Origin of the sequence: Sphingomonas sp. LC-1, assembly GCF_025371035.1 — a bacterium.
Classification (GTDB): Bacteria; Pseudomonadota; Alphaproteobacteria; order Sphingomonadales; family Sphingomonadaceae; genus Sphingomonas; species Sphingomonas sanguinis_E.
Map to the genome: position 1 here is coordinate 248,401 of NZ_JANZXB010000003.1, position 24,418 is coordinate 272,818.

The 24,418-nt window shown below is 65.9% G+C and carries 24 protein-coding genes and 1 pseudogene; 13 read left to right on the forward strand and 12 right to left on the reverse strand.

The window, feature by feature from the left end:
• Window positions 1-12 precede the first annotated feature (12 nt).
• The 4 genes from NZL82_RS05995 (at window position 13) to alr (ending at window position 3,979) form a co-directional block, all read left to right on the forward strand.
• Entirely contained in the window at window positions 13-1,062 is a 1,050-nt protein-coding gene (locus NZL82_RS05995; protein WP_261268866.1) for an enoyl-CoA hydratase/isomerase family protein, read from the forward strand.
• A gap of 11 nt (window positions 1,063-1,073) precedes the next feature.
• The gene (locus tag NZL82_RS06000) at window positions 1,074-1,850 is read left to right on the forward strand and encodes an enoyl-CoA hydratase (RefSeq protein ID WP_261268867.1); all 777 of its coding nucleotides are present in this window, start codon (window positions 1,074-1,076) and stop codon (window positions 1,848-1,850) included.
• A 36-nt stretch (window positions 1,851-1,886) separates the two neighbouring features.
• Complete coding sequence (gene mmsB / locus NZL82_RS06005) at window positions 1,887-2,762, forward strand: 3-hydroxyisobutyrate dehydrogenase (protein ID WP_261268868.1); 876 nt, start codon at window positions 1,887-1,889, stop codon at window positions 2,760-2,762.
• Window positions 2,763-2,926: 164 nt separating this feature from the next.
• Complete coding sequence (gene alr, locus NZL82_RS06010; protein ID WP_261268869.1) at window positions 2,927-3,979, forward strand: alanine racemase; 1,053 nt, start codon at window positions 2,927-2,929, stop codon at window positions 3,977-3,979.
• 55 nt (window positions 3,980-4,034) lie between these two features.
• Here the strand turns inward: alr and NZL82_RS06015 are convergent, their stop codons facing one another.
• From NZL82_RS06015 to NZL82_RS06025, 3 genes are all read right to left on the reverse strand, one after another.
• Window positions 4,035-7,307, reverse strand: coding sequence for a TonB-dependent receptor domain-containing protein (locus NZL82_RS06015; protein WP_261268870.1), 3,273 nt, complete (start codon window positions 7,305-7,307; stop codon window positions 4,035-4,037).
• A 403-nt stretch (window positions 7,308-7,710) separates the two neighbouring features.
• The gene (locus tag NZL82_RS06020; protein ID WP_261268871.1) at window positions 7,711-8,883 is read right to left on the reverse strand and encodes an acetyl-CoA C-acetyltransferase; all 1,173 of its coding nucleotides are present in this window, start codon (window positions 8,881-8,883) and stop codon (window positions 7,711-7,713) included.
• 23 nt (window positions 8,884-8,906) lie between these two features.
• Window positions 8,907-9,953 carry an alpha/beta fold hydrolase gene (locus tag NZL82_RS06025; protein WP_261268872.1) on the reverse strand — a complete coding sequence of 349 codons (1,047 nt, stop codon included), beginning with the start codon at window positions 9,951-9,953 and terminating at the stop codon, window positions 8,907-8,909.
• A gap of 39 nt (window positions 9,954-9,992) precedes the next feature.
• Between NZL82_RS06025 and phaR the strand changes: the two genes are divergently transcribed.
• The 3 genes from phaR to hslU all read left to right on the forward strand — a co-directional run bounded on the left by phaR (window position 9,993) and on the right by hslU (window position 12,842).
• The gene (phaR, locus tag NZL82_RS06030; RefSeq protein ID WP_261268873.1) at window positions 9,993-10,553 is read left to right on the forward strand and encodes a polyhydroxyalkanoate synthesis repressor PhaR; all 561 of its coding nucleotides are present in this window, start codon (window positions 9,993-9,995) and stop codon (window positions 10,551-10,553) included.
• Window positions 10,554-10,988: 435 nt separating this feature from the next.
• Entirely contained in the window at window positions 10,989-11,531 is a 543-nt protein-coding gene (gene hslV, locus NZL82_RS06035) for an ATP-dependent protease subunit HslV (RefSeq protein ID WP_261268874.1), read from the forward strand.
• 12 nt (window positions 11,532-11,543) lie between these two features.
• Window positions 11,544-12,842 carry an ATP-dependent protease ATPase subunit HslU gene (hslU, locus tag NZL82_RS06040; RefSeq protein WP_261268875.1) on the forward strand — a complete coding sequence of 433 codons (1,299 nt, stop codon included), beginning with the start codon at window positions 11,544-11,546 and terminating at the stop codon, window positions 12,840-12,842.
• Between the two features lie 45 nt (window positions 12,843-12,887).
• On the opposite strand, the gene NZL82_RS06045 is transcribed toward hslU, so the two are convergent.
• From NZL82_RS06045 to NZL82_RS06075, 7 genes are all read right to left on the reverse strand, one after another.
• Window positions 12,888-13,259 (reverse strand): DUF6491 family protein, encoded by a 372-nt coding sequence (locus NZL82_RS06045; protein WP_261268876.1) that lies wholly within the window; start codon window positions 13,257-13,259, stop codon window positions 12,888-12,890.
• Complete coding sequence (locus NZL82_RS06050) at window positions 13,259-13,687, reverse strand: hypothetical protein (protein ID WP_261268877.1); 429 nt, start codon at window positions 13,685-13,687, stop codon at window positions 13,259-13,261. The genes NZL82_RS06045 and NZL82_RS06050 overlap by 1 nt, the downstream gene beginning before the upstream one ends.
• 40 nt (window positions 13,688-13,727) lie before the next feature.
• Window positions 13,728-14,444, reverse strand: a complete 717-nt coding sequence (gloB, locus tag NZL82_RS06055) for a hydroxyacylglutathione hydrolase (RefSeq protein ID WP_261268878.1) — start codon at window positions 14,442-14,444, stop codon at window positions 13,728-13,730.
• 9 nt (window positions 14,445-14,453) lie between these two features.
• Window positions 14,454-14,870: a VOC family protein gene (locus NZL82_RS06060; RefSeq protein ID WP_261268879.1), complete on the reverse strand. Its 417-nt coding sequence runs from the start codon at window positions 14,868-14,870 to the stop codon at window positions 14,454-14,456.
• A gap of 117 nt (window positions 14,871-14,987) precedes the next feature.
• The gene (locus tag NZL82_RS06065) at window positions 14,988-15,785 is read right to left on the reverse strand and encodes a tetratricopeptide repeat protein (protein ID WP_261268880.1); all 798 of its coding nucleotides are present in this window, start codon (window positions 15,783-15,785) and stop codon (window positions 14,988-14,990) included.
• Window positions 15,782-16,510 (reverse strand): S9 family peptidase, encoded by a 729-nt coding sequence (locus NZL82_RS06070; protein ID WP_261268881.1) that lies wholly within the window; start codon window positions 16,508-16,510, stop codon window positions 15,782-15,784. The genes NZL82_RS06065 and NZL82_RS06070 overlap by 4 nt, the downstream gene beginning before the upstream one ends.
• Before the next feature lie 141 nt (window positions 16,511-16,651).
• Window positions 16,652-16,906 carry a DUF6356 family protein gene (locus tag NZL82_RS06075; RefSeq protein ID WP_261268882.1) on the reverse strand — a complete coding sequence of 85 codons (255 nt, stop codon included), beginning with the start codon at window positions 16,904-16,906 and terminating at the stop codon, window positions 16,652-16,654.
• 144 nt (window positions 16,907-17,050) lie between these two features.
• Between NZL82_RS06075 and NZL82_RS06080 the strand changes: the two genes are divergently transcribed.
• Window positions 17,051-17,560 (forward strand): hypothetical protein, encoded by a 510-nt coding sequence (locus NZL82_RS06080; protein ID WP_261268883.1) that lies wholly within the window; start codon window positions 17,051-17,053, stop codon window positions 17,558-17,560.
• A gap of 7 nt (window positions 17,561-17,567) precedes the next feature.
• On the opposite strand, the pseudogene NZL82_RS06085 reads toward NZL82_RS06080, so the two are convergent.
• Both NZL82_RS06085 and murC read right to left on the reverse strand, forming a co-directional pair.
• Window positions 17,568-17,769: pseudogene (locus NZL82_RS06085) on the reverse strand (helix-turn-helix transcriptional regulator).
• A gap of 198 nt (window positions 17,770-17,967) precedes the next feature.
• Window positions 17,968-19,359 carry a UDP-N-acetylmuramate--L-alanine ligase gene (gene murC, locus NZL82_RS06090; RefSeq protein ID WP_261268884.1) on the reverse strand — a complete coding sequence of 464 codons (1,392 nt, stop codon included), beginning with the start codon at window positions 19,357-19,359 and terminating at the stop codon, window positions 17,968-17,970.
• A 74-nt stretch (window positions 19,360-19,433) separates the two neighbouring features.
• Here murC and NZL82_RS06095 point away from each other — a divergent pair, with 74 nt between their 5' ends.
• The 5 genes from NZL82_RS06095 (at window position 19,434) to thrS (ending at window position 24,412) form a co-directional block, all read left to right on the forward strand.
• Window positions 19,434-20,249, forward strand: a complete 816-nt coding sequence (locus NZL82_RS06095; protein WP_261268885.1) for an LD-carboxypeptidase — start codon at window positions 19,434-19,436, stop codon at window positions 20,247-20,249.
• 10 nt (window positions 20,250-20,259) lie between these two features.
• Window positions 20,260-21,036, forward strand: coding sequence for an SIMPL domain-containing protein (locus NZL82_RS06100; protein WP_261268886.1), 777 nt, complete (start codon window positions 20,260-20,262; stop codon window positions 21,034-21,036).
• A 238-nt stretch (window positions 21,037-21,274) separates the two neighbouring features.
• The gene (locus tag NZL82_RS06105; RefSeq protein WP_261268887.1) at window positions 21,275-21,463 is read left to right on the forward strand and encodes a general stress protein; all 189 of its coding nucleotides are present in this window, start codon (window positions 21,275-21,277) and stop codon (window positions 21,461-21,463) included.
• A 96-nt stretch (window positions 21,464-21,559) separates the two neighbouring features.
• Entirely contained in the window at window positions 21,560-22,306 is a 747-nt protein-coding gene (locus tag NZL82_RS06110; protein WP_261268888.1) for an EAL domain-containing protein, read from the forward strand.
• A gap of 102 nt (window positions 22,307-22,408) precedes the next feature.
• Window positions 22,409-24,412 carry a threonine--tRNA ligase gene (gene thrS / locus NZL82_RS06115; protein WP_261268889.1) on the forward strand — a complete coding sequence of 668 codons (2,004 nt, stop codon included), beginning with the start codon at window positions 22,409-22,411 and terminating at the stop codon, window positions 24,410-24,412.
• Window positions 24,413-24,418 lie beyond the last annotated feature (6 nt).

The following is a 24,418-nucleotide window of genomic DNA, read 5'->3' on the forward strand; positions in this document are numbered from 1 at the left end:
AGAAGGACGGGTATGACCCAGGATCTGATCGTCACCCGCGAAGGCCCGGTCGGGCGGCTGCGGCTCAACCGGCCGAGGGCGATCCACGCACTGACCCGCGAGATGTGCGAGGGCGTGCTGGCCGCACTGGAGGACTGGCGCGGTGACTTAGGCGTCGAGGCGATCATCATCGACCATGCCGAAGGGCGTGGCTTTTGCGCGGGCGGGGACATCCGGTTGCTCGCCGAAAGCGGGGCGGGCGATGGCGAGGCAGCGCGTGGCTTCTTCCATGCCGAATATCGGATGAACCACCGGCTGTTCGCCTATGCCAAGCCGATCTTCGCCGTCATGGACGGGATCACCATGGGTGGCGGTGTCGGCATTTCCGCGCCAGCGCGCTTTCGGGTCGCGACCGAAAATACCCGGTTCGCCATGCCGGAGACGGGCATCGGCCTGTTCCCCGATGTCGGCGGCGGCTGGTATCTCTCGCGCTTGCCCGGGCGGATGGGGGTGTTCCTGGCGCTGACCGGGCATCGGCTGGACGGAGCGGAGGCCCATGCCTTGGGTCTTGCCACCCATTATCTGTCCTCATCGGCTGTGGAGGAGGCCAAGGCCGCCATCGTCGCCATGCCGCAGGACATCGCCGCAACGCTCGACCGCCTGTCCACTCCCGCGCCCGAGGCGAAGATCATGGAGCGGGCGGGGGACATTGATCGGCTTTTCGCCGCCGATACGCTGGAGGACATACTCGCAGCCTTGGAAGCCGATGGCGGCGAATGGGCGGCGCAGCAATTGGCCATACTCCGCACCAAATCCCCGCAGGCCTGCAAGGTCTCTCTGCGTCTGCTCCACGAGGGCGGACTGACCACCGAGTTCGCCGACGAGATGCGCCGCGAATATGCCGTCGCGTCCCATGTCGTGCAGCGGCCCGACTTCATCGAGGGCGTCCGCGCGCTGATCGTGGACAAGGACAATGCCCCGCGCTGGAACCCGGCGACCCCGGAAGGCGTCACCGATACGATGATCGACCATATCTTCGCACCGCTGCCGGATGCGCAGGCCTGGACCCCCGACGATCGCTGAAGAGGACGAGCATGACCGATTACAACACCCTGATCGTCGAGCGCCGCGAAGCGGTGACCCTGGTGACGCTCAACCGGCCGCAGGCGCTCAACGCGCTCAATGCCGAATTGCTGACCGAATTGCTGGACGTGATGCGCGCCTATGACGCCGATCCCGATCAGCGCTGCGCCGTCATCACCGGCAGCCCCAAGGCGTTCGCGGCGGGGGCGGACATCAAGGAGATGCAGGAGATGGACTTCGCCGCCATGTATGGCGGCAACCATTTCTCCGGCTGGGACGACTTCACCCGTACCCGCAAGCCGATCATCGCGGCGGTCGCGGGCTACGCGCTGGGCGGCGGATGCGAGTTGGCGATGATGTGCGACTTCATCCTGGCCGCCGACACCGCCAAGTTCGGTCAGCCCGAGATCAAGCTGGGCGTGACGCCCGGCATGGGCGGGTCGCAGCGACTGGCGCATGCGGTCGGCAAGGCCAAGGCGATGGAGATGTGCCTGACCGGCCGGATGATGGACGCCGAGGAAGCCGAGCGTGCCGGACTCGTCGCGCGCATCGTGCCCGCCGCCGATCTGGTCGAGGATGCGATGAAGACCGCCGCGACGATCGCCGGAATGGCCCCGATCGCGGTGCGCGCCAACAAGGAGATGGTCAACGCCGCCTTCGACATGGGGCTGGCGCAAGGCGTGCAGTTCGAGCGGCGGCTGTTCCATGGCCTGTTCGGCTCGGCCGACCAGAAGGAAGGCATGGCGGCATTCGTGGAAAAGCGCACGCCCAACTGGACCGGGAAATAACCCGGCCTCGCAGTCGACGACATTAGGAGAGCATCTATGGCGCGGATCGCCTTTATCGGCCTTGGCAATATGGGCGGCGGGATGGCCGCCAATCTGGCGAAGGCGGGGCATGACGTCCGCGCCTTCGACCTGTCGGCGGATGCGCTGGCGGCGGCGAAGGCGGCTGGGTGCCTGCCCGTGGACAGCGCGGTCGCGGCCATGGAAGGCGTCGAGGCGGTGGTGACGATGCTGCCCGCCGGAACCCATGTCGAGCGCGTCTATGCCGACGCCGTGTTCGCCGCCGCACCGCCCTCCGCCATCCTGATCGACTGCTCCACCATCGACGTCGCCACCGCGCGGAGGGTTGCCGAGGCCGCGCAGGCCAAGGGCATGATGGCGGTCGATGCCCCCGTATCGGGCGGGATCGCGGCGGCCAGGGCGGGGACGCTGACCTTCATGGTCGGTGGCGCGCAGAAAGCCTTTGAACGGGCCGAACCGTTCCTGTCGGCGATGGGACAGGCGGTGATCCATGCCGGCGGCAACGGTGCCGGGCAGGCGGCCAAGATCTGCAACAACATGCTGCTCGGCGCGACGATGATCGCGACATGCGAGGCGTTCGTGCTGGCCGAGAAGCTGGGGCTGGACGCGCAGACTTTCTATGATATCGCCTCGGTTTCGTCAGGGCAGAGCTGGTCGATGACCAAATATTGCCCGGTGCCCGGCGTCGGGCCGGAGACACCCGCCGATCATGACTATCAGGGCGGCTTCGCAGCGGCGTTGATGCTCAAGGATCTGAAGCTGGCGATGGCGGCCGCCCACGACGCGGGCGCGACCACGCCGATGGGTGAGCGCGCGGCCGAACTCTACGCCGCATTCGTCGGCGAGGAACAGCCGCCGGTAGATTTTTCCGGGATCATCCGCATTCTGCGATAACGCCCCTGATCCTACGCGAGTTCAGCCTGGGCGAAGCCGAAGGCCAAGGGAATCCCCCGCCACGGGCTTATGGCGAGGACTTGGCGCGGCCTTCGACTTCGCTCCGGCTGAACGGATGATGGGATGGGCCTGGAAAAACCGAACCCGCCTTTTCCCACCCGGCAATGCGGCCTAAAGCCCGGTGGGTGATGGATATAGCCGCTCCCCTCCGCCTGCATGTCGACCGCGATGCGCTTGTGTCCAACTGGCAGGCGCTCGACCGATTGAGCGGTGCGGCGGCGTGCGGCGCCGCGGTGAAGGCCAATGGCTATGGCCTGGGCGCGTCGCTGGTCGCGAAGACGCTGGCCGGGGCGGGGTGCCGCGACTTCTTCGTCGCCAATTGGGCGGAGGCGCTGGCGCTGGCGCCGCTGGGGCTGAGCGTGTCGGTGCTCCACGGGCTGCGCGCCGAGGATGTCGAGGCGGCACGCGCCGGTGTCGCGCGCCCCGTCCTCAACAGCCCCGAACAGATCGCCCGCTGGCGCGAGAGCGGCGGGGGGCGTTGCGACGTGATGGTCGATACCGGCATCAACCGGCTGGGCGTCTCGGTCCGGGCGGTGGGCGAAGGCCTGCTCGACGGGCTGGAGATCGAGACGCTGCTCAGCCACCTCGCCTGCGCCGACGAGGATGTGCCGATGAACGCGGATCAGCGGGCAGCCTTTGCCGGCTTGAAAGGGCGGACCGGCGCACGGCGGATGAGCCTCGCCAATTCGGCGGGAATCGGTCTGGGCGACGACTATCATTTCGATCTGACCCGACCCGGGCTCGCCCTCTATGGCGGCGTGCCGCGCCCCGAAATGGCGGAACATCTGCGGCAGGTCGCCTGTCCGGAGGCACAGATCCTGCAACGCCGCACCGTGCGCGCCGGGGAGTCGGTCGGCTATAACGCGACCTGGACGGCCCCGGCCGATACCGAGGTCGCAATCCTGAATCTGGGCTATGCCGATGGGTATCGGCGTGCGCTGTCGGGGCGGGGGATGGCGCTGGCCGAGGGTGTCAGCCTGCCCCTATTGGGCCGCGTGTCGATGGACCTGCTCGCGATCGACGTCACCGCGCGGCCCGAGCTGGCGGAGGGCGACTGGTTGCGCATGGACTATGACCTGGCCGTCGCTTCGGCCCTGTCCGGCGTGTCGCAATATGAGCTGCTGACCGGCCTGGCCCAGCGTTTCGCGCGGGCATAAAAAAAGGGCCGCCTCTTTCGAGGCGACCCCCCAAGGCTGTGGGTAACCGTCAGTCTTAGAAGCGCGCTTCCACGCCAGCGTACAGGAAGCGACCGATATTCGGATAGATCGCGTCATTGCCCGTGCCCGTCAGGTCATAGGGCGGCAGCTGGTTGGTGATGTTGTCCACGCCCATATAGAGGCGGAACTTGTCGGTCGCATTCACCCCGATCCGGGCGTCGTGATAGACGATTGGGCTGTAATAGACGAACGGCCGCGCATCCGGATTGAGCGCCGGACGCCCTTGCGAGGCGAAGAACGTCTCATAGGACAGGCCCGAGACGATCTGGCGACCGATATAGCGGGCGGTATAGCCGAAATCGACCAAGCCGACCTTGCCGTTCAGGTTGAAACGGCCCTGCCAATTGGGATCGCCCAGCGTGCTGTCGAACCGGTCGTAGCGATCCGGCTCCGCGATATAGGAATAGCTCAGGCGATTGATGACATAGCTGACCGTCAGATTGGCGTTCAGCGATGCGTTCTCGCTGAAACGCTTGGCATATTGGACGTCGAAGTCGATGCCCTTGGTCTTCAGCGCCGCAAAATTATACGGCTGGTTGATGAAGCTGATGCCGTTGCCCGCCTGCGAGAAGGAGAACTGCGTCTGGTCGATCGTGCGCCCGGTCTGGCCCAGGAAGGTGCCGTTCTGAACGGGATCGGCCGACTGACGACGGAACACCGCTGCGCAGAAGGGATTGTCGATACCGCTGGCGTCGTCATAGCAGCGGTTGATGATCTGCTGGCCGGTCAGGCCCGAGATCACGTTCGACACGCGGATGTTATAATAATCCACCTTGAAGACCAAGCCGCGAACCTGCTGCGGCTGATACAGCAGACCCAGGGTAAAGCTGTTCCCGACCTCGGGGGTCAGGTTCAGATTGCCCTGGTTGACGCCCGGCAGGGTCGATGGCGACTGGTTGGTCCAAGGACGCACCAACTGTGCACCGGTCGTCGGATCGGTGAAGGTGATCGTCGTCGGGATGCCCGCCGCCGCGCAGTTGCGGACGCGGTTCGGATTCGAGGTGATGTTGTTGTTGGCGTTGTTGCCGCCGGGCTGGTCGCAAGGATCGGCGACCGAGACGAAGGTCGTCGATTGCGTGGCGTAGAGGTTGCTCAGGTTCGGCGCACGGACCGAACGCGAATAGGTGCCACGGAAGCGCAAGTCGCGCACCGGCGCCCAGATCAGGCCCGCATTCCACGCCCAGACCGATCCCGTCTGGCCGCCATAGTCGGAGACGCGACCCGCGCCTTCGACCGTCAGTTCCTGAATGAACGGGATATTGGCCAACAGCGGCAGCCGAAGTTCGCCATACGCTTCCTTGATGTTGACCGCGGGCGGATCGAACGTCGCCGCCGGATTCAGGAAGGTCAGGCCTGCCGCCGTGATCGCATCCTGGCCGGAGAAGGCGTCCTCCCGGCGATATTCCCCGCCGAACGAGAAACCGACTGGACCGCCGGGCAGGTTGAAGAACGAACCCGTATTGCCCGAGATGAACGCGGTCGCATCGATTTGCTCCGCCCACTGGTTACGGGTGGAGGTATGCATGATGTAGTTGACCGCGCGCGGATCGGCCGCATTCTGGCCGAACAGGTTCAACGGCACGCAGTTGGGGGCGTCGTCCGCCGTGCTGGCATTGGCATTGACCGCGCAGACCACGCGCTGGCCTTGCGAGTTCAGGACGAAGTTGGAGCCCGCATAGTTGCCGGGTGCCACGACCGCGTTGACCGCATTGCGATAATTGGCGAGCAGCACGTTGCCGCCGGTGCGATAGAAATTCTCGGTACGGCCGTAATTGCCCGCAACCTCGTAATAGAGATCGCCCGTTGGGGTCAGGTCGCCGCGCACGCCGACGACACCGCGATAGGTGCGACGGGTATGGAACTCGGCGCGGGTGCCCAGATCGTTGTTGAAGCGGTTGAGCGTGAACGAGGTGGCGCCCGGTGCCAGGATCGTTCCCAGCGTCGCGCGCGCCGCTGGCGTCAGGAACGGATTGTTGACGCTGAACGTGCTGGTCAGCGTGCCGCCGGTGAAGGTGGGCTGGGTCGACTGCTGCGTCGCCTTGACGTTGGCGAAGCTGAACTCGACGAACGGCTTGAACGCGGGCGAGATGTCGCCGTTGAGCAGGATGTTCGCCAGGAAACGGTCGAGACCCGGCATCAGCATCGCGCCTTCGACGCCGGTCGCGGTGCCGCCGCCCAGGACGCCGCCGCCAATTGCACGGTTGTCGACCAGGCCGGTCGTGGACGGCGAATCGCGCAACAGCGAGCCGTCCGGCTGGAACAGATAATTATAGGCGATCGGGCTGCCGGTGGGTGAGTTTTGCCCGGTGCAGATGGCCGCGCGCTGGGCCGCATTGGCGGCGGTGGCCGTCGTCGGGCAGGCGGTCACGACCGTACCGCCGATCGAGCGGTTGCCGAACACGATGCCGCGCGGCACGTATCCGGTATTGGGGATGCCGTCGAAATTGCGGTTCGGTGCGTTCGTGATCTGCGTCGTGATGAAGCCCGGCGTGCCGCCATAAGCACCGAGATAGTCACGCTGGTCGTAGAAGACCGGGTTGCTCTTCGAATATTCGGCCGAGACGGTCAGGTTGAAACGACCCTCGGCGAAGTTCGCGCCGGTGATCCCGCTGACCAGATAGGTGCCGCGATCGCCATAGCTGGTCACGCCGCTCTGGGCGCGCAAACGCGTGCCCTCGAAATCGCGCTTCAGACGGAAGTTGACGACACCCGCGATCGCGTCCGATCCATAGACTGCCGACTGGCCCCCGGTGATGATGTCGACACCGTCGAGAAGGTCGAACGGAATGGTGTTCACGTCCGGCGTGTAGGCGCCCGGCACCGCCGTCACGACACGGCGACCATTGACCAGCGTCAGCGTTCGCGCCGTGCCCAGGCCGCGCAGATCGAGCAGGTTGATACCGGCCGTGCCGATCGAGCCGGTCGAGTTCGCCTGGGTGAAGGTGCTGCGGAGCTGCGGCAACTGGCTGATCGCGTCGCCCAGCGAAACGTCGCCGCGCGTGCCCAGCAGTTCGGCGGCGTTGACCGTCTCGACCGGGATGGCCGCGTCGAACTTGTTGGTCAGGCGGATACGCGAGCCGGTGACGATGACATCGCCGCCGCCAGCGCGATTGCCGGGCGTCGCCGCGTCCGACGTCGTGTCCGCATCCTCTTCCTGGACCTCCGGCGCGGTGGTCGAGGTGGTGCTGGTTTGCGCAAAAGCGGCAACCGGCAAAAGCGTCAGAGTGCTGGCGAGCGCCGACGCTCCCAGCAGGGTACGCATCTTCATTCTATTTTACCCCCTTGTACGCGGATCATTGCGTCCGCTGCGCCAAGGGAAAGAAATTATTCGATCAAAAACAAGGTGATACCGAACGGAAGCCGTAATTTGTGACGAAGATGTGGCAGGTTGGTGACAGGTTTGTCACTAAACTGCATCTTTGCGCTAAGTTGCGCAATTTTAAGAAACTTTTGTTGGCGACGCGAGAACGTCACGGAATTCGGCAAACGCCCCAGATTCACATTCGCAATATTATTGTATTATTACAGCAATACGCTTTGAGGCTATTTGCGGATTGTCGTCGACACCCGGCGCGAAGGCTTCCGAAAGCCTGCTGCCCAATATAATGCGGGGGTACGACGCACCCGTCATACCCCCGCAAGTCCGATCGGATTGGGTCGAGGCGAAAGCCTCAGCGTTCAACGCACATCGCGATTCCCATGCCGCCGCCGATGCACAGCGTGGCCAAGCCCTTTTTCGCGTCGCGCTTCTGCATTTCATAGATCAGCGTCGTGAGCACGCGCGCGCCGCTGGCGCCGATCGGGTGACCCAGCGCGATCGCGCCGCCATTGACGTTGACCTTGTCGGGATCAAAGCCGAGTTCCTTGCCGACCGAGAGCGCCTGGGCGGCAAAGGCTTCGTTGGCCTCGATCAGATCGAGGTCGCCGACGCTCCAGCCCGCCTTTTCCAGCGCGCGCTTGGTGGCCGGGACGGGGCCGATGCCCATCACCGACGGGTCGACGCCCGCCGAGGCCCAGCTCTTGATCGTCGCCAGCACCGGCGTGCCGCGCTTCTCGGCCTCCTCGCGGCTCATCAGGACGAGCGCGGCGGCTCCATCGTTCAGGCCCGAGGCATTGGCGGCGGTCACGGTGCCGTCCTTCTTAAAGGCAGGGCGGACGCCCGAGACGCTCTCGATGGTGGCGCCGGCGCGGATATATTCGTCGTCGGCCACCACCGTCTCACCCTTGCGGGTCTTGATGGTGACGGGCGCGATCTCATCCTTGAACCGGCCTTCGCCCCGCGCCTTTTCGGCCAGATTCTGAGAGCGGACCGCGAACTGGTCCTGATCGTCGCGCGTCACCTGATATTGTTCGGCCAGATTTTCGGCGGTGATGCCCATGTGATAGCCGGCAAAGGCATCGGTCAGGCCGTCATGCACCATGGTGTCGACCATGGTCAGCGGGCCCATCTTGGTGCCGCCGCGCATCGTCTGGGCGTGGGGCGAGAGCGACATGGATTCCTGGCCGCCCGCAACGACGATCGTCGCATCGCCGTTGGCGATCGCCTGAAGCCCCAGCGCGACCGCGCGGAGGCCCGAGCCGCAGACCTGGTTCACGCCATAAGCCGGCACTTCCTTGGGAATGCCCGCCGCCATCGACGCCTGGCGCGCGGGGTTCTGGCCCTGCGCGGCGGTCAGCACCTGGCCCAGGATGACCTCGGACACATCCTCGCCCTTGATGCCCGCCTGTTCGAGCGCGGCGGTGATCGCCACCCGGCCCAGTTCATGCGCGGGCGTGGCGGCGAAGGCGCCCAGGAAGCTGCCCACGGGGGTACGCTTGGCGGCGGTAATGACGATCTCGGTCATGAAGGCTCCTCTCTACTTACACTCTATCTGGGGGCAGGCAGGCCCGCGATCCAGTCGGCCAGCGGTTGCCAAAGCTGTTGTTCCGCACGACCGCCGACGACCATGCCGACATGGCCCGTGCCACCCGCTCGCCGGTCGGACAGTTCAATGGCTGTGGCGGCGGGAACGATCCGGTCGGCGGTGGCGACGAACTCGACGCTAGGGGCGTCGCATTGCGATGGTGTGACGATCGCGCCGCCGACACGCCATTGTCCCTGACCGGGACGATCTTCGGCGATCAGGTGCTCGAACAGCTCCAGGCCGAAGGCATGGGGCAGGGGGGCGCCTTGGTTGGCCCAGTCCTCCAGCCGGATGAAGCGGCGCGCGGCGTCGCTACGCGGATCGAGGTCGGCGAAGGCGGCATATTTGGCGATGGTGCGTGCCGGATCGAGCCGCCAGAACCCCGCCTGCAACGCCTCCATCGGCACCAGGCCCAGCGTCTCGGACATCGGCTTGATCACGGCCCATTGCGCGGCCATGGCGGCCCGCGCCTCGTCGCCATAGCCGCTGAAATGCCAGGGTGCTGCGATGGCGGCGAGCCCGGCTACCTTGCTCCGCGCCGCCGCCGCCATCGCGAGGGTCCCCCCCAGGCAATAGCCGACCAGCACCGGCGGCTCGGGGAATGTCGCGATCAGGGGAAGCAGGAATCGCTCGACATGGCCCGCCACATCCACGTCGCGATCCTTCGCGCCCGGCGTCCCCCAGTCGATCAGCCAGGGATGGAAGCCTTGCCCGCGCAACCAGCGGATCAGCGAGCGGTCACGCGACAGATCGAGGATCGATGGCGGGTTGATAAGCGAGGGGATGAACAGCACCGGCCGTCCTTCGCCTCCTGCATCGCGCAACCGCACCCGTCCGCGCCGCCGCCGGACGGGCAGCGCGCGCATCGGCCGTTCGCGTTTCGCCACCTGGAACCGCCGCAATCCATCCATGGCGCGCTGCACCAGATCGGGATTTTCCGCGGCCTCGCTGCGCAACATCGCCAGGAACAGCGGCAAGGGGCGCGGACCGTGTTGCGATGCGAAATCCATGGCGTTAGGCTACACCAAAATCATGAAAGGCGGGGATCGATGAAGAAGCAGGCAGCGGACGGCGTCGTGATCGTCAAGAAATATGCGAACCGGCGGCTCTACAATACCGAAACCTCCTCCTACATCACGCTCGATCATCTGGCGGCGATGATCCGCGCGGGCCGTGACTTCAAGGTCGTCGACGCCAAGACCGACGAGGACATCACCCATAATGTCCTGACCCAGATCATCATGGAAGAGGAAAGCCGGGGCGAGACGATGCTGCCGGTCAATTTCCTGCGCCAGTTGATCTCCATGTACGGCGACTCGATGCAGGCGATGGTGCCCGGCTATCTGGAGGCGTCGATGGACAGCTTCCGCCGCAACCAGGAACAGTTCAAGTCGGCGGTCGAGGGCGCCTTCGCCAACACGCCCTTCGCCGACCTCGCCAAGCGCAACCTGGCGATGTTCGAGGCTGCCACGCAGGGGTTCAAGCCGGGTGCGGTCTCGCCCGCACCGACCCCGACGCCCGCGCCGGCGGCCGGCAAGGATGACGAGATGGCCGCGCTCAAGGCCGAACTCGCCGCCCTGAAGGACAAGATCGAGAAGCTGGGCGAGTAGCTCCCGACATCCATTCAGCCTGAGCGAAGTCGAAAGCCGCGCAGTCTCATTCCTTCCCTGCAAGGGGAGGGGGACCAGCGAAGCTGGTGGAGGGGTGTCGCTGGTCGCGAGACGGTCCAACCTCTCCATGGGCGACACCCCTCCGTCAGGCCTTCGGCCTGCCACCTCCCCTTGCAGGGGAGGAAAATGAGCCCAGCCTCGCCGGTTGGGCATAGCCTTCAACTTCGCCTAGGCAAAAAGGGGGGTGAGTACGTCGGGCGGTGGGAACTGCCGGCCCCCACAACGCGATCCGGGTTTCCCCGTCCTACGGCTGGCAGATTCACCGTGTCACGCGCGACGCGGATCAAGGATTAGCGGCGTGCGCCATACCGGGCAATATTGAACCCGCGCCCGCTCGCATCCATATCGCCGCGCATGAGCGGGAATGAACACGCCATGCCCACCTGGCATGGCACGACGATTTGCTCGGTGCGCCGTGGCGGCCGGGTGGTGGTGGCCGGGGACGGTCAGGTTTCGATGGGCCAGACGGTCATGAAGCCCAACGCGCGCAAGGTCCGGCGGCTGGGCGACGGCTCGGTCATCGGCGGCTTTGCGGGGGCGACGGCGGATGCCTTTACCCTGTTCGAGCGGCTGGAGGCGAAGCTGGAGCGTCATAACGGCCAGTTGCTGCGCGCGGCGGTCGAGCTCGCTAAGGACTGGCGGACCGACAAGTTCCTGCGCAACCTGGAGGCGATGATGATCGTCGCCGACAAGGACGTGACGCTGATCCTGACCGGCAATGGCGACGTGCTGGAGCCCGAGAACGGCATTTGCGCGATCGGCTCGGGCGGCAATTACGCGCTCGCCGCGGCGCGGGCGCTCGTCGATTACGAACAGGATGCCGAGACGATCGCGCGCAAGGCGATGGCGATCGCCGCCGAAGTCTGTGTCTACACCAATGACCGCGTCACGCTCGAAGCCATCGACGGCGCGCAGTAATTTAGGGTTCCCATGAACGACCAGTTGACCCCCAAGGCGATCGTCGCCGCGCTCGACGCGCATATCATCGGCCAGGCCGACGCCAAGCGCGCCGTTGCCGTCGCCATGCGCAACCGCTGGCGTCGCCAGCGGCTGGGCGCGGACCTGCGCGACGAGGTGACGCCCAAGAACATCCTGATGATCGGCCCGACCGGGTGCGGCAAGACCGAGATCAGCCGCCGTCTGGCCAAGCTGGCCGATGCGCCCTTCGTCAAGGTCGAGGCGACCAAGTTCACCGAGGTCGGCTATGTCGGCCGCGACGTCGAGCAGATCGCGCGCGACCTGGTCGAGGAAGCCATCCGGCTGGAAAAGGAACGCCGTCGGGTCGCGGTGAAGGACAAGGCGGAAGAGGCGGCGATGAACCGCCTGCTCGACGCTTTGGTTGGCAAGGATTCGAGCCAGGCAACGCGCGAGGCGTTCCGCCAGCGCTTCCGCGACGGCCATCTCGACCAGACCGAGATCGAGATCGAACTGGAACAGGCCCCGGCCATGCCGTTCGAGATTCCGGGCGCCGCGCCGCAGATGATCAACCTGTCGGAGATGATGGGCAAGGCGTTCGGCGGTGGCCAGCCGCTCAAGCGCCGCAAGCTGACGGTCGGCGCGGCCTGGACCAAGCTGGTCGAGGAAGAGGCGGACAAGCGGCTCGACCAAGATGAGGTCAGCCGCGCCGCGCTCGCGGATGCCGAGGCGAACGGGATCGTCTTCCTGGACGAGATCGACAAGATCGCGGTCAGCGACGTGCGCGGCGGCTCGGTCAGCCGCGAGGGCGTGCAGCGCGACCTGCTGCCGCTGATCGAGGGCACGACCATCTCGACCAAATATGGCCCGATGAAGACGGACCATATCCTGTTCATCGCGAGCGGAGCCTTCCATGTCGCCAAGCCGTCCGACCTCTTGCCCGAGCTTCAGGGCCGATTGCCGATCCGGGTCGAGCTGAAGGCGCTGACCGAGAGCGATTTCGTCGCGATCCTGTCGGACACCAAAGCGTCGTTGCCCGCCCAGTACAAGGCGCTGATCGGCACCGAGGGGGTGGAAATTTCCTTTACCGAGGATGGTATCGCGGCGATTGCGCGGATCGCGGCGGAGGTGAACGGCCAAGTCGAGAATATCGGCGCGCGGCGGTTGCAGACGGTGATGGAGAAGCTGCTGGAGGAGGTAAGCTTCGAGGCGGAGGATCGGCAGGGCACGGTTCTGACCGTCGACGCAGCCTATGTCGACAAGCAACTGGCGGCGGTGGCGCGGAACACCGACCTTAGCCGCTTCGTCCTGTGACCATCGGGGGGCGCGGTCATGCGCCGCCCCCCCCCATTTGCCGCCTTATTTCGTGGCCTTGTCGTAAGGTACGAACCCGTCGAAGAAGCAATATTGCGACGGGATCGACATGCCCTGCTGCAACACCCGGAACCGGTCGTTGCGGCAAATCTGCGAGCCCCAGCGCTCGACGATCAGCGTATTGAACGGCCGGAGCCCCGGACACTGACCGCGCACCTTGGCCTTCCACATGCGTTTTCCGCCGCCGTTGATGACGATCACATTGTCGTCGTAGATCGACGGGCCCGACATGGCCACGCTGCTATCGACGCACCGCGCAGGCGGTCCGGCGACGCGCCCGACCAGGGGATCGGATTTGGCCGCCGTCAGGGTAAGCACCAGCGTCAGAGCGGTGACGGTCGCGACATGGCGGCGCATCACCGTTCCTTTCGATAGGGGACGAACTCCCCGAAGCTGCAACTGCCGGTGAAGAAGCCCGAACTACGGTCGACCGTCTGCGCGATGTCGCCCGAGCAGAGCTGGCCTGTGGTCGTCCGCGTGACCAGTATGTCGCCGCGCGAACGCTGCCCGATCCCCTCGCACCCGCCCGCCGTCTGGCTGACGAATTTCAGGCGTGGGCTGATCGTATAGACGATGGTCGGGCCATAGGCGTTCACTTGGCGCGTCGTATATTGGCCGATGCACTGGGTCGGCTTGCCCGGGGTCAGGCCGCGCAAGGTGGTGGCGAGATCGGCCTGGTTGGTCGCGGCGACCTGCGCAATCCGCGCGCGTTCGGCGGGGGTGGGGGTGCACCCGGCGATCGCCACGGCGATGGTCGTCAGGGGAAGCAAAGTCAGGATACGCATTTTTCAGCCTCCATCACGAAATTCCCCTGTAGCATTACCCTCAACCCTTGAACGCGTCCTTGGCTGCACGCCGCTCCGCCAGCTCGGCCGGATCGACCGACCGGAGGAAGGGGTTGGTCGCCCGCTCCAGCGCGATGGTCGTCGGAATGGTCGGCTCGCCCTGTTCTCGCATCGCGGTCACCTCGACCAGCCGTTCGGCGATGGCGGCATTGTCGGGCTCTGCCACCGCTGCGAAACGGGCATTCGACAGCGTATATTCGTGCCCGCAATAGACGCGCGTGTCGCCGGGAAGTGCGGCGAAGCGGCGCATATTGCCGTGCATCTGCTCCGCCGTTCCTTCGAACAGCCGACCACATCCCATGGCGAACAGGGTGTCGCCGGTGAAGATCACCGCGCGGTCCTCGAAATGGAAGGCGATATGCCCCGCCGTATGTCCCGGGACCGACCAGATGGTGGCGCTCGCGCCGCCGATGGTGATCCGGTCACCCTCCGCCAGCCGCGTGTCGAGCCCCGCGATCTTGTCCGCTTCCGCCGCCGGGCCTGCGACCGTGGCGCCATGGGCGCGCAACGCCTCCGCGCCGCCGACATGATCGGGGTGCCAATGGGTCAGCCAGATCTGCCCGATGGTCCAGCCGCGCGCCGTCGCAGCGGCGGCGACCGGCGCGGCCTCGCCCGGATCAAGCGCGACGGTGTGGCCCGCATGGTGGAGCAGCCAGGCGTAATTGTCGCTGAGGACGGGGACTCGGACGATTTCCATGGACGCCTCTTACCAGCTTCCGACGTTCGGCATCGAGACCCAAGGTTCGGCCGGAGGCAGCGCACCGTCCTGTAGCAGTTCGATCGAGATGCCGTCGGGCGTCTTGACGAAGGCCATATGCCCGTCGCGCGGCGGGCGGTTGATCGTCACCCCGGCATCCATCAAACGCTGGCACGTCTCGTAGATGTCGTCGACGCGATAGGCGAGATGGCCGAAATTGCGTCCGCCGGTATAGATTTCGGGATCCCAATTATGCGTCAGCTCGACCTCGGCGCGCCCTTCGTCGCCGGGCGCGGCCAGGAAGATCAGCGAGAAGCGTCCGGCCTCATTGTCGATGCGGCGAACCTCCTTCAGTCCCAAAAGGTCGAAGAAGCGGATGCTCGCATCGAGGTCGCTGACGCGGATCATGGTGTGAAGATAGCGCATGAAAGCTCCTGGCTGTGGCGCGGGGGGCGGATCGGCGGGCACGGACCTCGATGATCGCCCCTGATTGATCGTCATCCTAGCCCGCATGACTCCGGGCGGCCTTGACCTGCGATAAGGTCAACGCGACGGGAATTGCGCCAGCGCCTTGGCGGTTTCGGCGCGGATCGGACTGTCGGGCGGGGCGAGCCGGGCGGCTTCGCTCCACGCCTTTCGCGCGCCTGCCTCGTCCCCGGCGGTGGCGGCGATATTGCCCGCCTCCAACTGGACGCTGGGGTCGTCGGCGGAGCGGGCCAGCGCCTGGACGATGTCCTTTTGCGCGCGGGGCAAATCCTTCATCCGCCGCGCCAGCGTTGCCGACAACAGCCAGGCGAGCGGATCGGCCGGGGCGCTGACCAGCGCGGCGTCCAGATCGACCCGCGCCGCCGCGGGATTGCCCGCCGCAACCAGCGCACGGGCGCGGTCGAGTTGCGCCTCGCCGCGCGCAAAGCCGGTCAGGTTGCCCGAGGCCAGGGCCGCATCCAGCGCCGCGCGCGCCTTGGTCGCGTCGCCCGCCGCCAGAAAGGCATTGCCCGCCTGCGCCCAGTAATTGGCGGCGCGGACGTCATGTGCGATTTCGGCGGCGCGGGCCGCCTGTTCGAACGCATTCGCCGCCGCCGGCCATTGCCGCTCGGTGGTATAGGCCAGTCCCAGGCATTGCTGCGCGAAATAGCCGCCGCCGGCCAGCGTCCAGCTTCCCGCCTCCAACCGCGCGGCGGCGGGGCTGCGCTCGGCCATGGCGACGCAGCGCTGATAGCGGGCCTCGCGCGGATCGTCGGGCAATGAAGCGGCTGGGGCGGTCGGTTTGGGCAGCGGTCTGGTGCTGGCTTTGGGGGCCGTCTGGACGGCGGCGGCGAGCGCGAGGGGGAACAGGATCATAGGCGGCTCGACACTTCCTCCACGGCGCGGATCAACAGCGCGATGTCGCCATCACGCGACAGGCGGTGATCGCCGTCCTTGATCAACAGAGTCTGCACATCGGCTGAACGGAAAAGCTGCGCCAGATGGGTGGTGCGGTGCCATGGCACATCGCTGTCCTGCATGCCCTGCAACAGCCGGACCGGCCCGTCGAACGCGATCGGTCCGAAGGTCAGGCGGTTGGCCTCCCCCGACGACCAGAAGCGGCGGGTATAGACGGTGGGAGCGGGGCCGTAGGGATTGGGGCGCTCCAGCCAACCGGCCTGGAGGATCGCCATCTTCTCCTCGGTCGAAAAACCCCAGTCGGTGAAATCGGGCGCGGGCGCGATGCCGACCAGAGCCTTGACCTGTTCGGGCCGCGCACGCGCGGCGAGCAGCATCAGCCAGCCGCCCATCGACGATCCGACCAGTACCGCCGGACCCTTCACCACATCGTCGAGCATCGCCAGCACATCATCGCGCCAGTCGGCCAGCGCCTGATCCTCGAACGCCCCCTCCGACTGGCCGCAGCCGCCATAGTCGAAGCGCAGGAACGCACGGCCCTCGGCACGCGCCCAAGCCTCCAGCGCCAGTGCCTTCGATCCCTGCATGTCGGAGGCATAGCCGGGCAGGAAGACGATCGCGGGGCCGGTGCCCTCGGTCCAGTGATAGGCGAGATTGGGGCGGGGCGCTGGGGTGTCGGTCATCACGGGGATTTAGGGATCGGCGAGGGTGATGGGAACCCGAGGCCCAATTCCTATCCCCGTTCGGCCTGCAATCCTCCCCAGACTCGCTTGGGGAGGGGGTACCGCCGGGCGCGGCCCGGTGGTGGAGGGGCAAATCCCCCCTCAGATCACATATTCGATGGTCTTCATCTGCGCCTGCGCAGCCTGGACCTTGCGCCGCTTGGCGACCATCTCGGCATATAGCCGGGCGATCGTGTCGCTGCCGGTCGTGGTGCACAGCCCCGGCACCACCGCATGGACCAGCGCGCCCAGCCCGCCCAACATCATGATCCCGCCAAAGCGCGCCGCGACGCCGAAATGCTGGACATAGCTTTCACCCACGCTGTCGGGATGATCGAGAAACAGGCGACGGAACATGGATCGGAACTCCCTATGGCCGTTCGGGGCGATCCTATCATGGTGATCGGAATTGACCAAATGACGCCTTTGTCAATTGTCTCGACCGGCTCGACGGTGCGAGGCTTGGTCCGGTAGATGACGATTGCCGATAGGGGCTGAACCATGCGGCGCACAACGGTCGGTTTCCTAGGGCTGGCGCTGATCTTGCTCGGTGCGGGAGCGGCCGCGGCGGCGAATGAGGCGCATGAACCGACCGACCTCGCCATTCGTCGCCAACTCGGCCTCCCGCCCGAAAGCGCTCGCGGACAGATCGAGATTCTCGATGTCGGGCATGATCCGATGGACACGATGTTGAGTATCGTCGCGCGGCGTAGCGGCGGGGGCTGGCGCGTCTCCTATGCCTGCGCTCCGTCGCCCGCCTGCGGCGAACATCCCGTCCGGGACTATGCCCTGTCGTCGCAGGCAAGTGGGCAGGTCGATGCGCTCCTGGACCGGTTGCGCCGGGGTCAGGAACCCGATGGGCTGTCGCCTTCCTCCCATATGCTCGGAGGATATCTGAAGGTGACGGTCGACGACAGGGGGTTCCGGCATGGCTATGATCGGGTCGGGCAGTGGGGGAAGATGCTGGGGGAACTACGCCAACTCCTGTCGCCGCCCGAACAGGCCCACTGAAAAGCGATCAACCCTTGGACGGGCCGACGAAAATCTCCTCGATCGCCAGTCCGAACAGTTGGGCGATCCTGAAGGTCGGGGGGGAGCGAGGGGGCGTGGCGCCCCGTCTCGATCGCATTGACGCTCTGACCGCCGATCTCCAGCCGCTCCGCCGGTTCCTGCGGGCTCCAGCCGCGCTCGGCCCGAAGCGTGCGGAGATGATTGTTCATTCCACACGACCTTCGAAGACCCGGTTGACGCACGCCCCCAGGCCGAGCCCGCCGAACCAGCAGATATACTACCGGAAACAGCCGCGCGACATGGAGATGGCGAGGATGATGACCCAATGCTGATAACGGCATCCGGCGGAGAGTGGAGGCATGACGAACCCCCTTCGAGTGTGAAGGAGGCCTTACGTCAAGCGTCCTTTACCTGGCGGCCAGCGTCTCGACCATTTCCTGCGCCAGCAGGCTGAGCGTATCGTCCCGCGCACCCATCACGATGATGCGGTCGCCGGAGCGCGCCTCCGCGACCAGCGCATCCGCCGCCGCCGTCCGGTCGGCGATATGACGCGCATCGGCCCCGCGCTCCCGCAGATCGGCGACGATGTGGGCGCTGGTCACCTCGCGCGCGACGGTGCCGCCGAAATAGGCGGGGTCGGGCATTGCGAGCACGTCGCCGGGCCTCATCCGAGTGGCGATGCTGTCGACCAGCTCATGCCGCATGACCTTGAGCGGGCCATAGCCATGCGGCTGGAACAGCATCAGCAAGCGGCCCGGAAAGGCGTGGAGCGTATCGAGCGTCGCGGCGATCTTGTCGGGGTTGTGGCCGAAATCGTCGATCACGGTCACGCCCTTCGCCTCGCCGACCTTCTCGAACCGGCGTTTGAGCCCGGTGAAGCGCTCGACCGTGCGGATCGCGTCGATCAGGGGGACGCCCGCCGCCACGCTTGCCCCGATCGCGGCCAGCGCGTTGGAGACATTGTGGCGGCCCGGCACCGACAGCCGCACATGATAGCCCGCACCGCCGGTCACCAGGTCGAAGCCGATGGCGAAGGGTTCGGGCTTCAGTGCCTCTGCCACCAGGTCGGCCGCGCCCTCGACCGCGAAGGTCGTGAGGTTGGGCAGGTCGGCCAGCAGCGCCGCCGTCTCCGCATCCCCCGCATTGGCGACGACATGGCGCGCACGCGACGCGAACCCGCCGAACAGGGCCCGCAATTCCTCCAGCGACTTATGGTCGAGGCTGACATTGTTCAGCACCGCGATCGCCGGGTCGTAGAGTGCGATTGAGCCGTCGCTTTCGTCCACCTCGCTGACGAACGCCTCGCCGCCGCCGACCAGGGCGCTGGCAAAGGGGCTGTCGGGCGAAACGAAATCCTTCATCACCGCGCCGTTCATCGCGGTCGGATCGCGGCCCGTCTCGTGCAGGATGAAGGCGATCATGCCGGTGACGGTCGATTTGCCGCTGGTCCCCGCCACGCCGATGGGCAGGCGGCTTTCGTTGAACAGGCTCGCCAGCATCCGGGCGCGGCTGGCGCGCGGACAGCCCAGCCGGTTGGCGGCGACGATGTCGGGCACCGTCTCCTCGACCGCGGCGGAGGCGATGACGAGTTGATCGGCGGAGGTCACGCCCGATCCGTCCTGGGGGTAGAGCGCGATCCCGGCGGCGCGCAGCGCATCGAACTTGGCCGCGACCCGCCCCTGGTCCAGCCCACGGTCGGAGCCCGCGACCGTCCAGCCCCGTGCGCGCAAGATCATGGCAAGCGGCATCATCCCCGATCCGCCGATGCCCACCAGAAAACAGGAATTGCCGTTGTCCATCGGCACACGCTATCGGGAAATATGCCGTGCAGGGCAATGCCCGGCCGGGTGACCGATCGGAGGAATGCGCGCACATGAAGATCGGAATCCTGGCGCCCGCCAGCATCGGCAACCCCGCCGCCGAAGCGCCGGTCAGCGCGTTCGCCGCGATCGCCTATCCCGACGTCGACCTGGTCTTTCACCCGCAATGCTATGAACAGGACGGGCATTTCGCCGGCAGTGACGAGCGCCGCGCCTCGGCCTTTCTGGAATTCGCCAATGATCCCGGGATCGACGCGATCTGGTTCCTGCGCGGCGGCTATGGATCGAACCGCATCCTGTCGCGGGTCATGCCGAACCTGAACGCGGCGGCGGGGCACAAGACCTATATCGGCTACTCGGATCTCGGCTTCGTGCTGGCGGCGCTGTACGCGCGGCGGATCGGGCGGCCGGTGCACGGGCCGATGGCGAGCGACATCAGGCGCAAAGGCGGCGACGTGACGGTGGCGCGCTCGCTCGGCTGGCTGACCGGCGGCGACCGGCAGGGGCTGGAGCCCGGCCTCGATGAACGCCCGGCGGCGGCGTTCAACCTGTCGATCCTCCATGCGCTGATCGGCACGCCCTGGCTACCCGACCTGACCGACCATGTCCTGATCATCGAGGAAGTGTCCGAGCATATGTATGCGGTGGACCGGATGCTGTTCACCATGGCCAATGCCACCCAGTTGAAGGGCGTCGCGGGCGTGCGTCTGGGCGCGGTCAGCAACGTACAGGACAACGACCCGGAATGGGGCGAGACTCTGGAGTTCATGATCCAGCGCTGGTGCGGCGAGATGGGCGTGCCCTATCTGGGGCGGGCTCGGGTCGGGCATATCCAGGACAATCATCTGGTCCCGTTCGGGATCGTGTGAGGGGAAGGCCATGAGAACGTCGTTGTTCGCCGGATTGCTGGGCCTGTCGGCGACGAGCGCACTGGCGCAGACGCAAGCACTTCCGCCGCGCCAGATTCTGGTGTCAGCCTTGGGTACGGCGCGTACGCCGCCCGACCGGGTGACGGTCGGCTATATGGTGCGCGGCGAGGGGGTGACCTCCGACGAGGCGACCGCCAAACTGCGGGATCAGGCACAGGCCATTCGTGCCGGGGTTCAAGGCCTGCTGCGCGGTGCGGTCGAGTTTCGGGCGTCGCAATTCGACATCGCGCCGGTCCGCTCGCGGGAATGCAATGCCAGTTCCTATGGTCCGCCACAGCTCTCGACCGGGCCATGTGCGATCCTGGGCTATGTCGCGACGATGCCGGTGTCGGTCGTCACGCCGCGCGTTGCCGATGCGGGCACGCTGGTTGGCCTCATCGGACGTCTGGGCGGATTGCAGGCGAGCATTGCGCGGTTCTGGCTGGGCAACGATGCCACCGCACGGCAACAGGCGATGCGTGCCGCGCTGGCCAATGCCAGGACGCAGGCGACGCTGATCGCCGAGGGGTCGGGCAGCAAGTTGGGGCCGCTGATCCGCGTGCAGGATAGCGAGTACCGTGAAGTCATGATCGAGATGCTCCCACCGGAAGCCGTAACGGGTTATCCCTCGGCGCCACCGGCACCACCGGCACCACCTGCGCCTCCTGCCCCGATCCGGGTCGACTTGGCGCCGCAACCGATCGAGACGAATGTCCGGTTGATGGCGGCTTACGCAATCGATCAGTGATCCCATCCTCGCTTGCATGAGGTCGGCCAATGGTCGTCCCATATTTGTGATGTAGCGGTGCGTTCTTGTCTTCGGACGATAATGATATGGGTAAAGCGGTGCATCCATGCTGCCGCTTCGGTCCATAAATCAGATTATGATCCATCGGTTATGCAGAATATTATTATTGACGCAATTTTAGAAACTTGAGGTCCTGTCGCTTCGTCTTTCCGCCCGGGGGCGCAGTAGGAGAGATAAAGTGGCAGACAGCAATGGCGGCGGCGGCCGCGAGAATAATCCGGGCAATTTTGCCAATGATCGCGAAAAGGCCTCCGAAGCCGGGCGCAAGGGCGGTCAGGAAAGCGGCGGCAACTTCAAGAACGACCCCGAGCGCGCGGCGGAAGCCGGCTCCAAGGGCGGGCAGGCCAGTCATAGCGGCGGGCGCTGACCGGCTGGGGCGGCGTCGGTGACGGGCCGGCGCCGCCCTTTTCTTTTGCCAGGGGGAATGGCGTTAACCATTGGGTTCTATGATAACCGAATGGAAATGCGCAAAATATGCAGCGGATGCCGCGACGGTGTCGATTTCGAGATCCCGTTCGCGATGGCGTTCCAGCCGATCGTCGATACGACGACCGGCCGCCCCTTCGCCTATGAAGCGCTGATCCGGGGCACCGATGGCGCAAGCGCCTATAGCATCTTGTCGCAGGTGAACGAGGCCAATCGCTACTCGTTCGACCAGGCATGCCGGGTCAAGGCGATCGAAACGGCGATGGCCGCGGGGATCATGGCGGCTGATGCGAAACTGTCGATCAACTTCCTGCCCAATGCCGTCTATTCGCCGATGGCCTGTATCCAGTTGACGCTGCGTACTGCCCAGGCCGAAGGTTTGCCGATCGATCGCCTGATCTTCGAATTCACCGAAAACGAGGAAATGGGCTCGCCCGATCACGTCGCCTCGATCATCGACACCTATAAGCAGATCGGCTTTTCGGTCGCGATCGACGATTTCGGGTCGGGGCATTCGGGGCTCGACCGGTTCGTCCGCTTCGCCCCGGACGAGGTGAAGCTGGACATGGCCCTGGTGCGCGACATTGACAGCGACGCGCGGCGGCGCGCGATCGTCCGGTCGATCGTCGGCATGTGCCGCGAACTCGACACGTTGCTGATCGCCGAAGGGATCGAAACCGAGGCCGAGGCCGCCGCGCTGGTCGAACTGGGTGTGCGCTATCACCAGGGCTTTTGGTATGCCCGGCCGGCGCTGGAAATGCTGCCCGCCGTCCGCGTGCAATAGGCGCTCAGCCACCCCATATACCTCGCGGCCATTCTCCCCTATAGAGCGCCCCCGCGCCGGGCTCCGCCGGTGCGTCACCTATCCTTATCGAAGAGAGTATCCATGTCCGCGATGTTCCGTATCACGCTGCCCGACGGTTCCGTCCGTGAGGTCGCGCCCGGAACTACTCCCGCGGACATTGCCGCCGCGATCGGACCGGGTCTGGCCAAGGCGGCGATCGCCGCGCGCGTCGATGGTGAGCTGCGCGACATCATGCGCCCGTTCGAGGGCGACTCCGCGCTGGCGCTGGTGACTGCGAAGGACGAAGCCGACGCGCTCGAACTCGCGCGCCACGATTATGCGCATGTGCTGGCCGAGGCGGTGCAGGCGCTGTTCCCCGGAACGCAGATCACCTTCGGTCCGGCGACCGACGATGGCTTCTATTACGACTTCGCCCCCAAGGATCGCCCCTTCACCGAGGAGGACCTGCCCGCGATCGAAGCCGAGATGCGCAAGATTATCGCCAAGGACGAGCCGCTGATCCGCGAGGTCTGGACCCGCGAGCAGCTGATCGAGCGCTGGACCGCGCAGGGCGAGAGCTTCAAGGCCGAATGGGCCGCCGAACTACCCGACACCGAGGAACTGACCGTCTATCGCGCCGGCAAGGGCGAGGATGCCTGGCTCGACATGTGCCGGGGGCCGCATCTGGCTTCGACCGGCAAGCTCGATCCCAACGCCTTCAAGCTGACCCGCGTGTCGGGCGCCTATTGGCGCGGCGACCAGAAGAACGCGATGCTGAGCCGCATCTACGGCACCGGCTGGCTCAACAAAAAGCAGCTGGCCGAGCATCTGACGCGTCTGGAAGAGGCCGCCAAGCGTGACCATCGCAAGCTGGGCAACGAGATGGACCTGTTCCACCTCCAGCAGGAGGCGCATGGCTCGGTCTTCTGGCATCCCAAGGGCTATCGCATCTGGCGCGAGCTGGAGGCCTATATGCGTCGCGCGATCGACTCGACCGGCTACCGCGAGGTCAAGACGCCGCAGGTGATGGACGCGCGCCAGTGGGAGCAGTCGGGCCATTGGGGCAAGTATCGCGAAAATATGTTCGTCATCCCCGACGAAGTGCCCAACACCGAGGACGAGGGCCCGCTGGTGTCGGACGATGCGCAGTGGATGGCGCTGAAGCCGATGAACTGCCCGGCGCACGTCCTGATCTTCCGCCAGGGGATCAAGTCGTATCGCGACCTGCCGCTGCGCCTTTATGAGAATGGCTGCTGCCACCGCAACGAGCCGCACGGCGCGCTGCACGGCCTGATGCGCGTGCGCCAGTTCACCCAGGACGACGCGCATATCTTCTGCCGCGAGGACCAGATCGTCGAGGAAGTCCGCGCCTTTTGCGAACTGGCGGACCGGATCTACAAGGATTTCGGCTTCACCTATTCGATCAAGCTGGCGCTGCGCCCCGAAAAGCGTTTCGGCACCGAGGAGATGTGGGACCAGGCCGAAGAGGAACTGCGCAATGCGGTCGTCGCGGCGGGGCTCGCGACCGAGCAATATGGCTGGGAAGAACTGCCGGGCGAGGGCGCCTTCTATGCGCCTAAGCTGGAATGGCATCTGACCGACGCGATCGGCCGGACCTGGCAGGTCGGCACCATCCAGTCGGACCGGGTTCTCCCTGAGCGACTCGACGCGTCCTATATCGGCGAGGATGGCGAGCGGCACCGTCCGATCATGCTCCACCGCGCGATCTTCGGCTCCTATGAGCGGTTCATCGGCATCCTGATCGAGCATTATGCGGGCCGCTTCCCCGTCTGGCTCGCGCCCGTCCAGGCGGTGGTCGCGACCATCGTGTCGGATGCCGACGGATACGCGGAAGAGGCGGCGGCCAAGCTGGCGGCGGCGGGCATCCGTGTCGAGACCGATCTGCGCAACGAGAAGATCAACTACAAGGTGCGCGAACACTCGGTCGCCAAGGTCCCCGTGCTGCTGGTCGTCGGCAAGCGCGAGGCCGAGGAGGGCAAGGTCGCCGTCCGCCGTCTGGGCAGCCAGGCGCAGGAGGTGATGACGCTGGACGAGGCCATCGCCATGCTGCGGGCCGAGGCGACTCCGCCCGATCTGCGCGGCTGAATCCTC

Bases quoted from the DNA above. Each gene is read 5' to 3' on its own strand.
- NZL82_RS05995 (WP_261268866.1), top strand. From the start codon at position 13: ATGACCCAGGATCTGATCGTCACCCGCGAAGGCCCGGTCGGGCGGCTG.
- NZL82_RS06000 (WP_261268867.1), top strand. From the start codon at position 1,074: ATGACCGATTACAACACCCTGATCGTCGAGCGCCGCGAAGCGGTGACC.
- mmsB (WP_261268868.1), top strand. From the start codon at position 1,887: ATGGCGCGGATCGCCTTTATCGGCCTTGGCAATATGGGCGGCGGGATG.
- alr (WP_261268869.1), top strand. From the start codon at position 2,927: ATGCGGCCTAAAGCCCGGTGGGTGATGGATATAGCCGCTCCCCTCCGC.
- NZL82_RS06015 (WP_261268870.1), bottom strand. From the start codon at position 7,307: ATGAAGATGCGTACCCTGCTGGGAGCGTCGGCGCTCGCCAGCACTCTG.
- NZL82_RS06020 (WP_261268871.1), bottom strand. From the start codon at position 8,883: ATGACCGAGATCGTCATTACCGCCGCCAAGCGTACCCCCGTGGGCAGC.
- NZL82_RS06025 (WP_261268872.1), bottom strand. From the start codon at position 9,953: ATGGATTTCGCATCGCAACACGGTCCGCGCCCCTTGCCGCTGTTCCTG.
- phaR (WP_261268873.1), top strand. From the start codon at position 9,993: ATGAAGAAGCAGGCAGCGGACGGCGTCGTGATCGTCAAGAAATATGCG.
- hslV (WP_261268874.1), top strand. From the start codon at position 10,989: ATGCCCACCTGGCATGGCACGACGATTTGCTCGGTGCGCCGTGGCGGC.
- hslU (WP_261268875.1), top strand. From the start codon at position 11,544: ATGAACGACCAGTTGACCCCCAAGGCGATCGTCGCCGCGCTCGACGCG.
- NZL82_RS06045 (WP_261268876.1), bottom strand. From the start codon at position 13,259: ATGCGCCGCCATGTCGCGACCGTCACCGCTCTGACGCTGGTGCTTACC.
- NZL82_RS06050 (WP_261268877.1), bottom strand. From the start codon at position 13,687: ATGCGTATCCTGACTTTGCTTCCCCTGACGACCATCGCCGTGGCGATC.
- gloB (WP_261268878.1), bottom strand. From the start codon at position 14,444: ATGGAAATCGTCCGAGTCCCCGTCCTCAGCGACAATTACGCCTGGCTG.
- NZL82_RS06060 (WP_261268879.1), bottom strand. From the start codon at position 14,870: ATGCGCTATCTTCACACCATGATCCGCGTCAGCGACCTCGATGCGAGC.
- NZL82_RS06065 (WP_261268880.1), bottom strand. From the start codon at position 15,785: ATGATCCTGTTCCCCCTCGCGCTCGCCGCCGCCGTCCAGACGGCCCCC.
- NZL82_RS06070 (WP_261268881.1), bottom strand. From the start codon at position 16,510: ATGACCGACACCCCAGCGCCCCGCCCCAATCTCGCCTATCACTGGACC.
- NZL82_RS06075 (WP_261268882.1), bottom strand. From the start codon at position 16,906: ATGTTCCGTCGCCTGTTTCTCGATCATCCCGACAGCGTGGGTGAAAGC.
- NZL82_RS06080 (WP_261268883.1), top strand. From the start codon at position 17,051: ATGCGGCGCACAACGGTCGGTTTCCTAGGGCTGGCGCTGATCTTGCTC.
- murC (WP_261268884.1), bottom strand. From the start codon at position 19,359: ATGGACAACGGCAATTCCTGTTTTCTGGTGGGCATCGGCGGATCGGGG.
- NZL82_RS06095 (WP_261268885.1), top strand. From the start codon at position 19,434: ATGAAGATCGGAATCCTGGCGCCCGCCAGCATCGGCAACCCCGCCGCC.
- NZL82_RS06100 (WP_261268886.1), top strand. From the start codon at position 20,260: ATGAGAACGTCGTTGTTCGCCGGATTGCTGGGCCTGTCGGCGACGAGC.
- NZL82_RS06110 (WP_261268888.1), top strand. From the start codon at position 21,560: ATGCGCAAAATATGCAGCGGATGCCGCGACGGTGTCGATTTCGAGATC.
- thrS (WP_261268889.1), top strand. From the start codon at position 22,409: ATGTCCGCGATGTTCCGTATCACGCTGCCCGACGGTTCCGTCCGTGAG.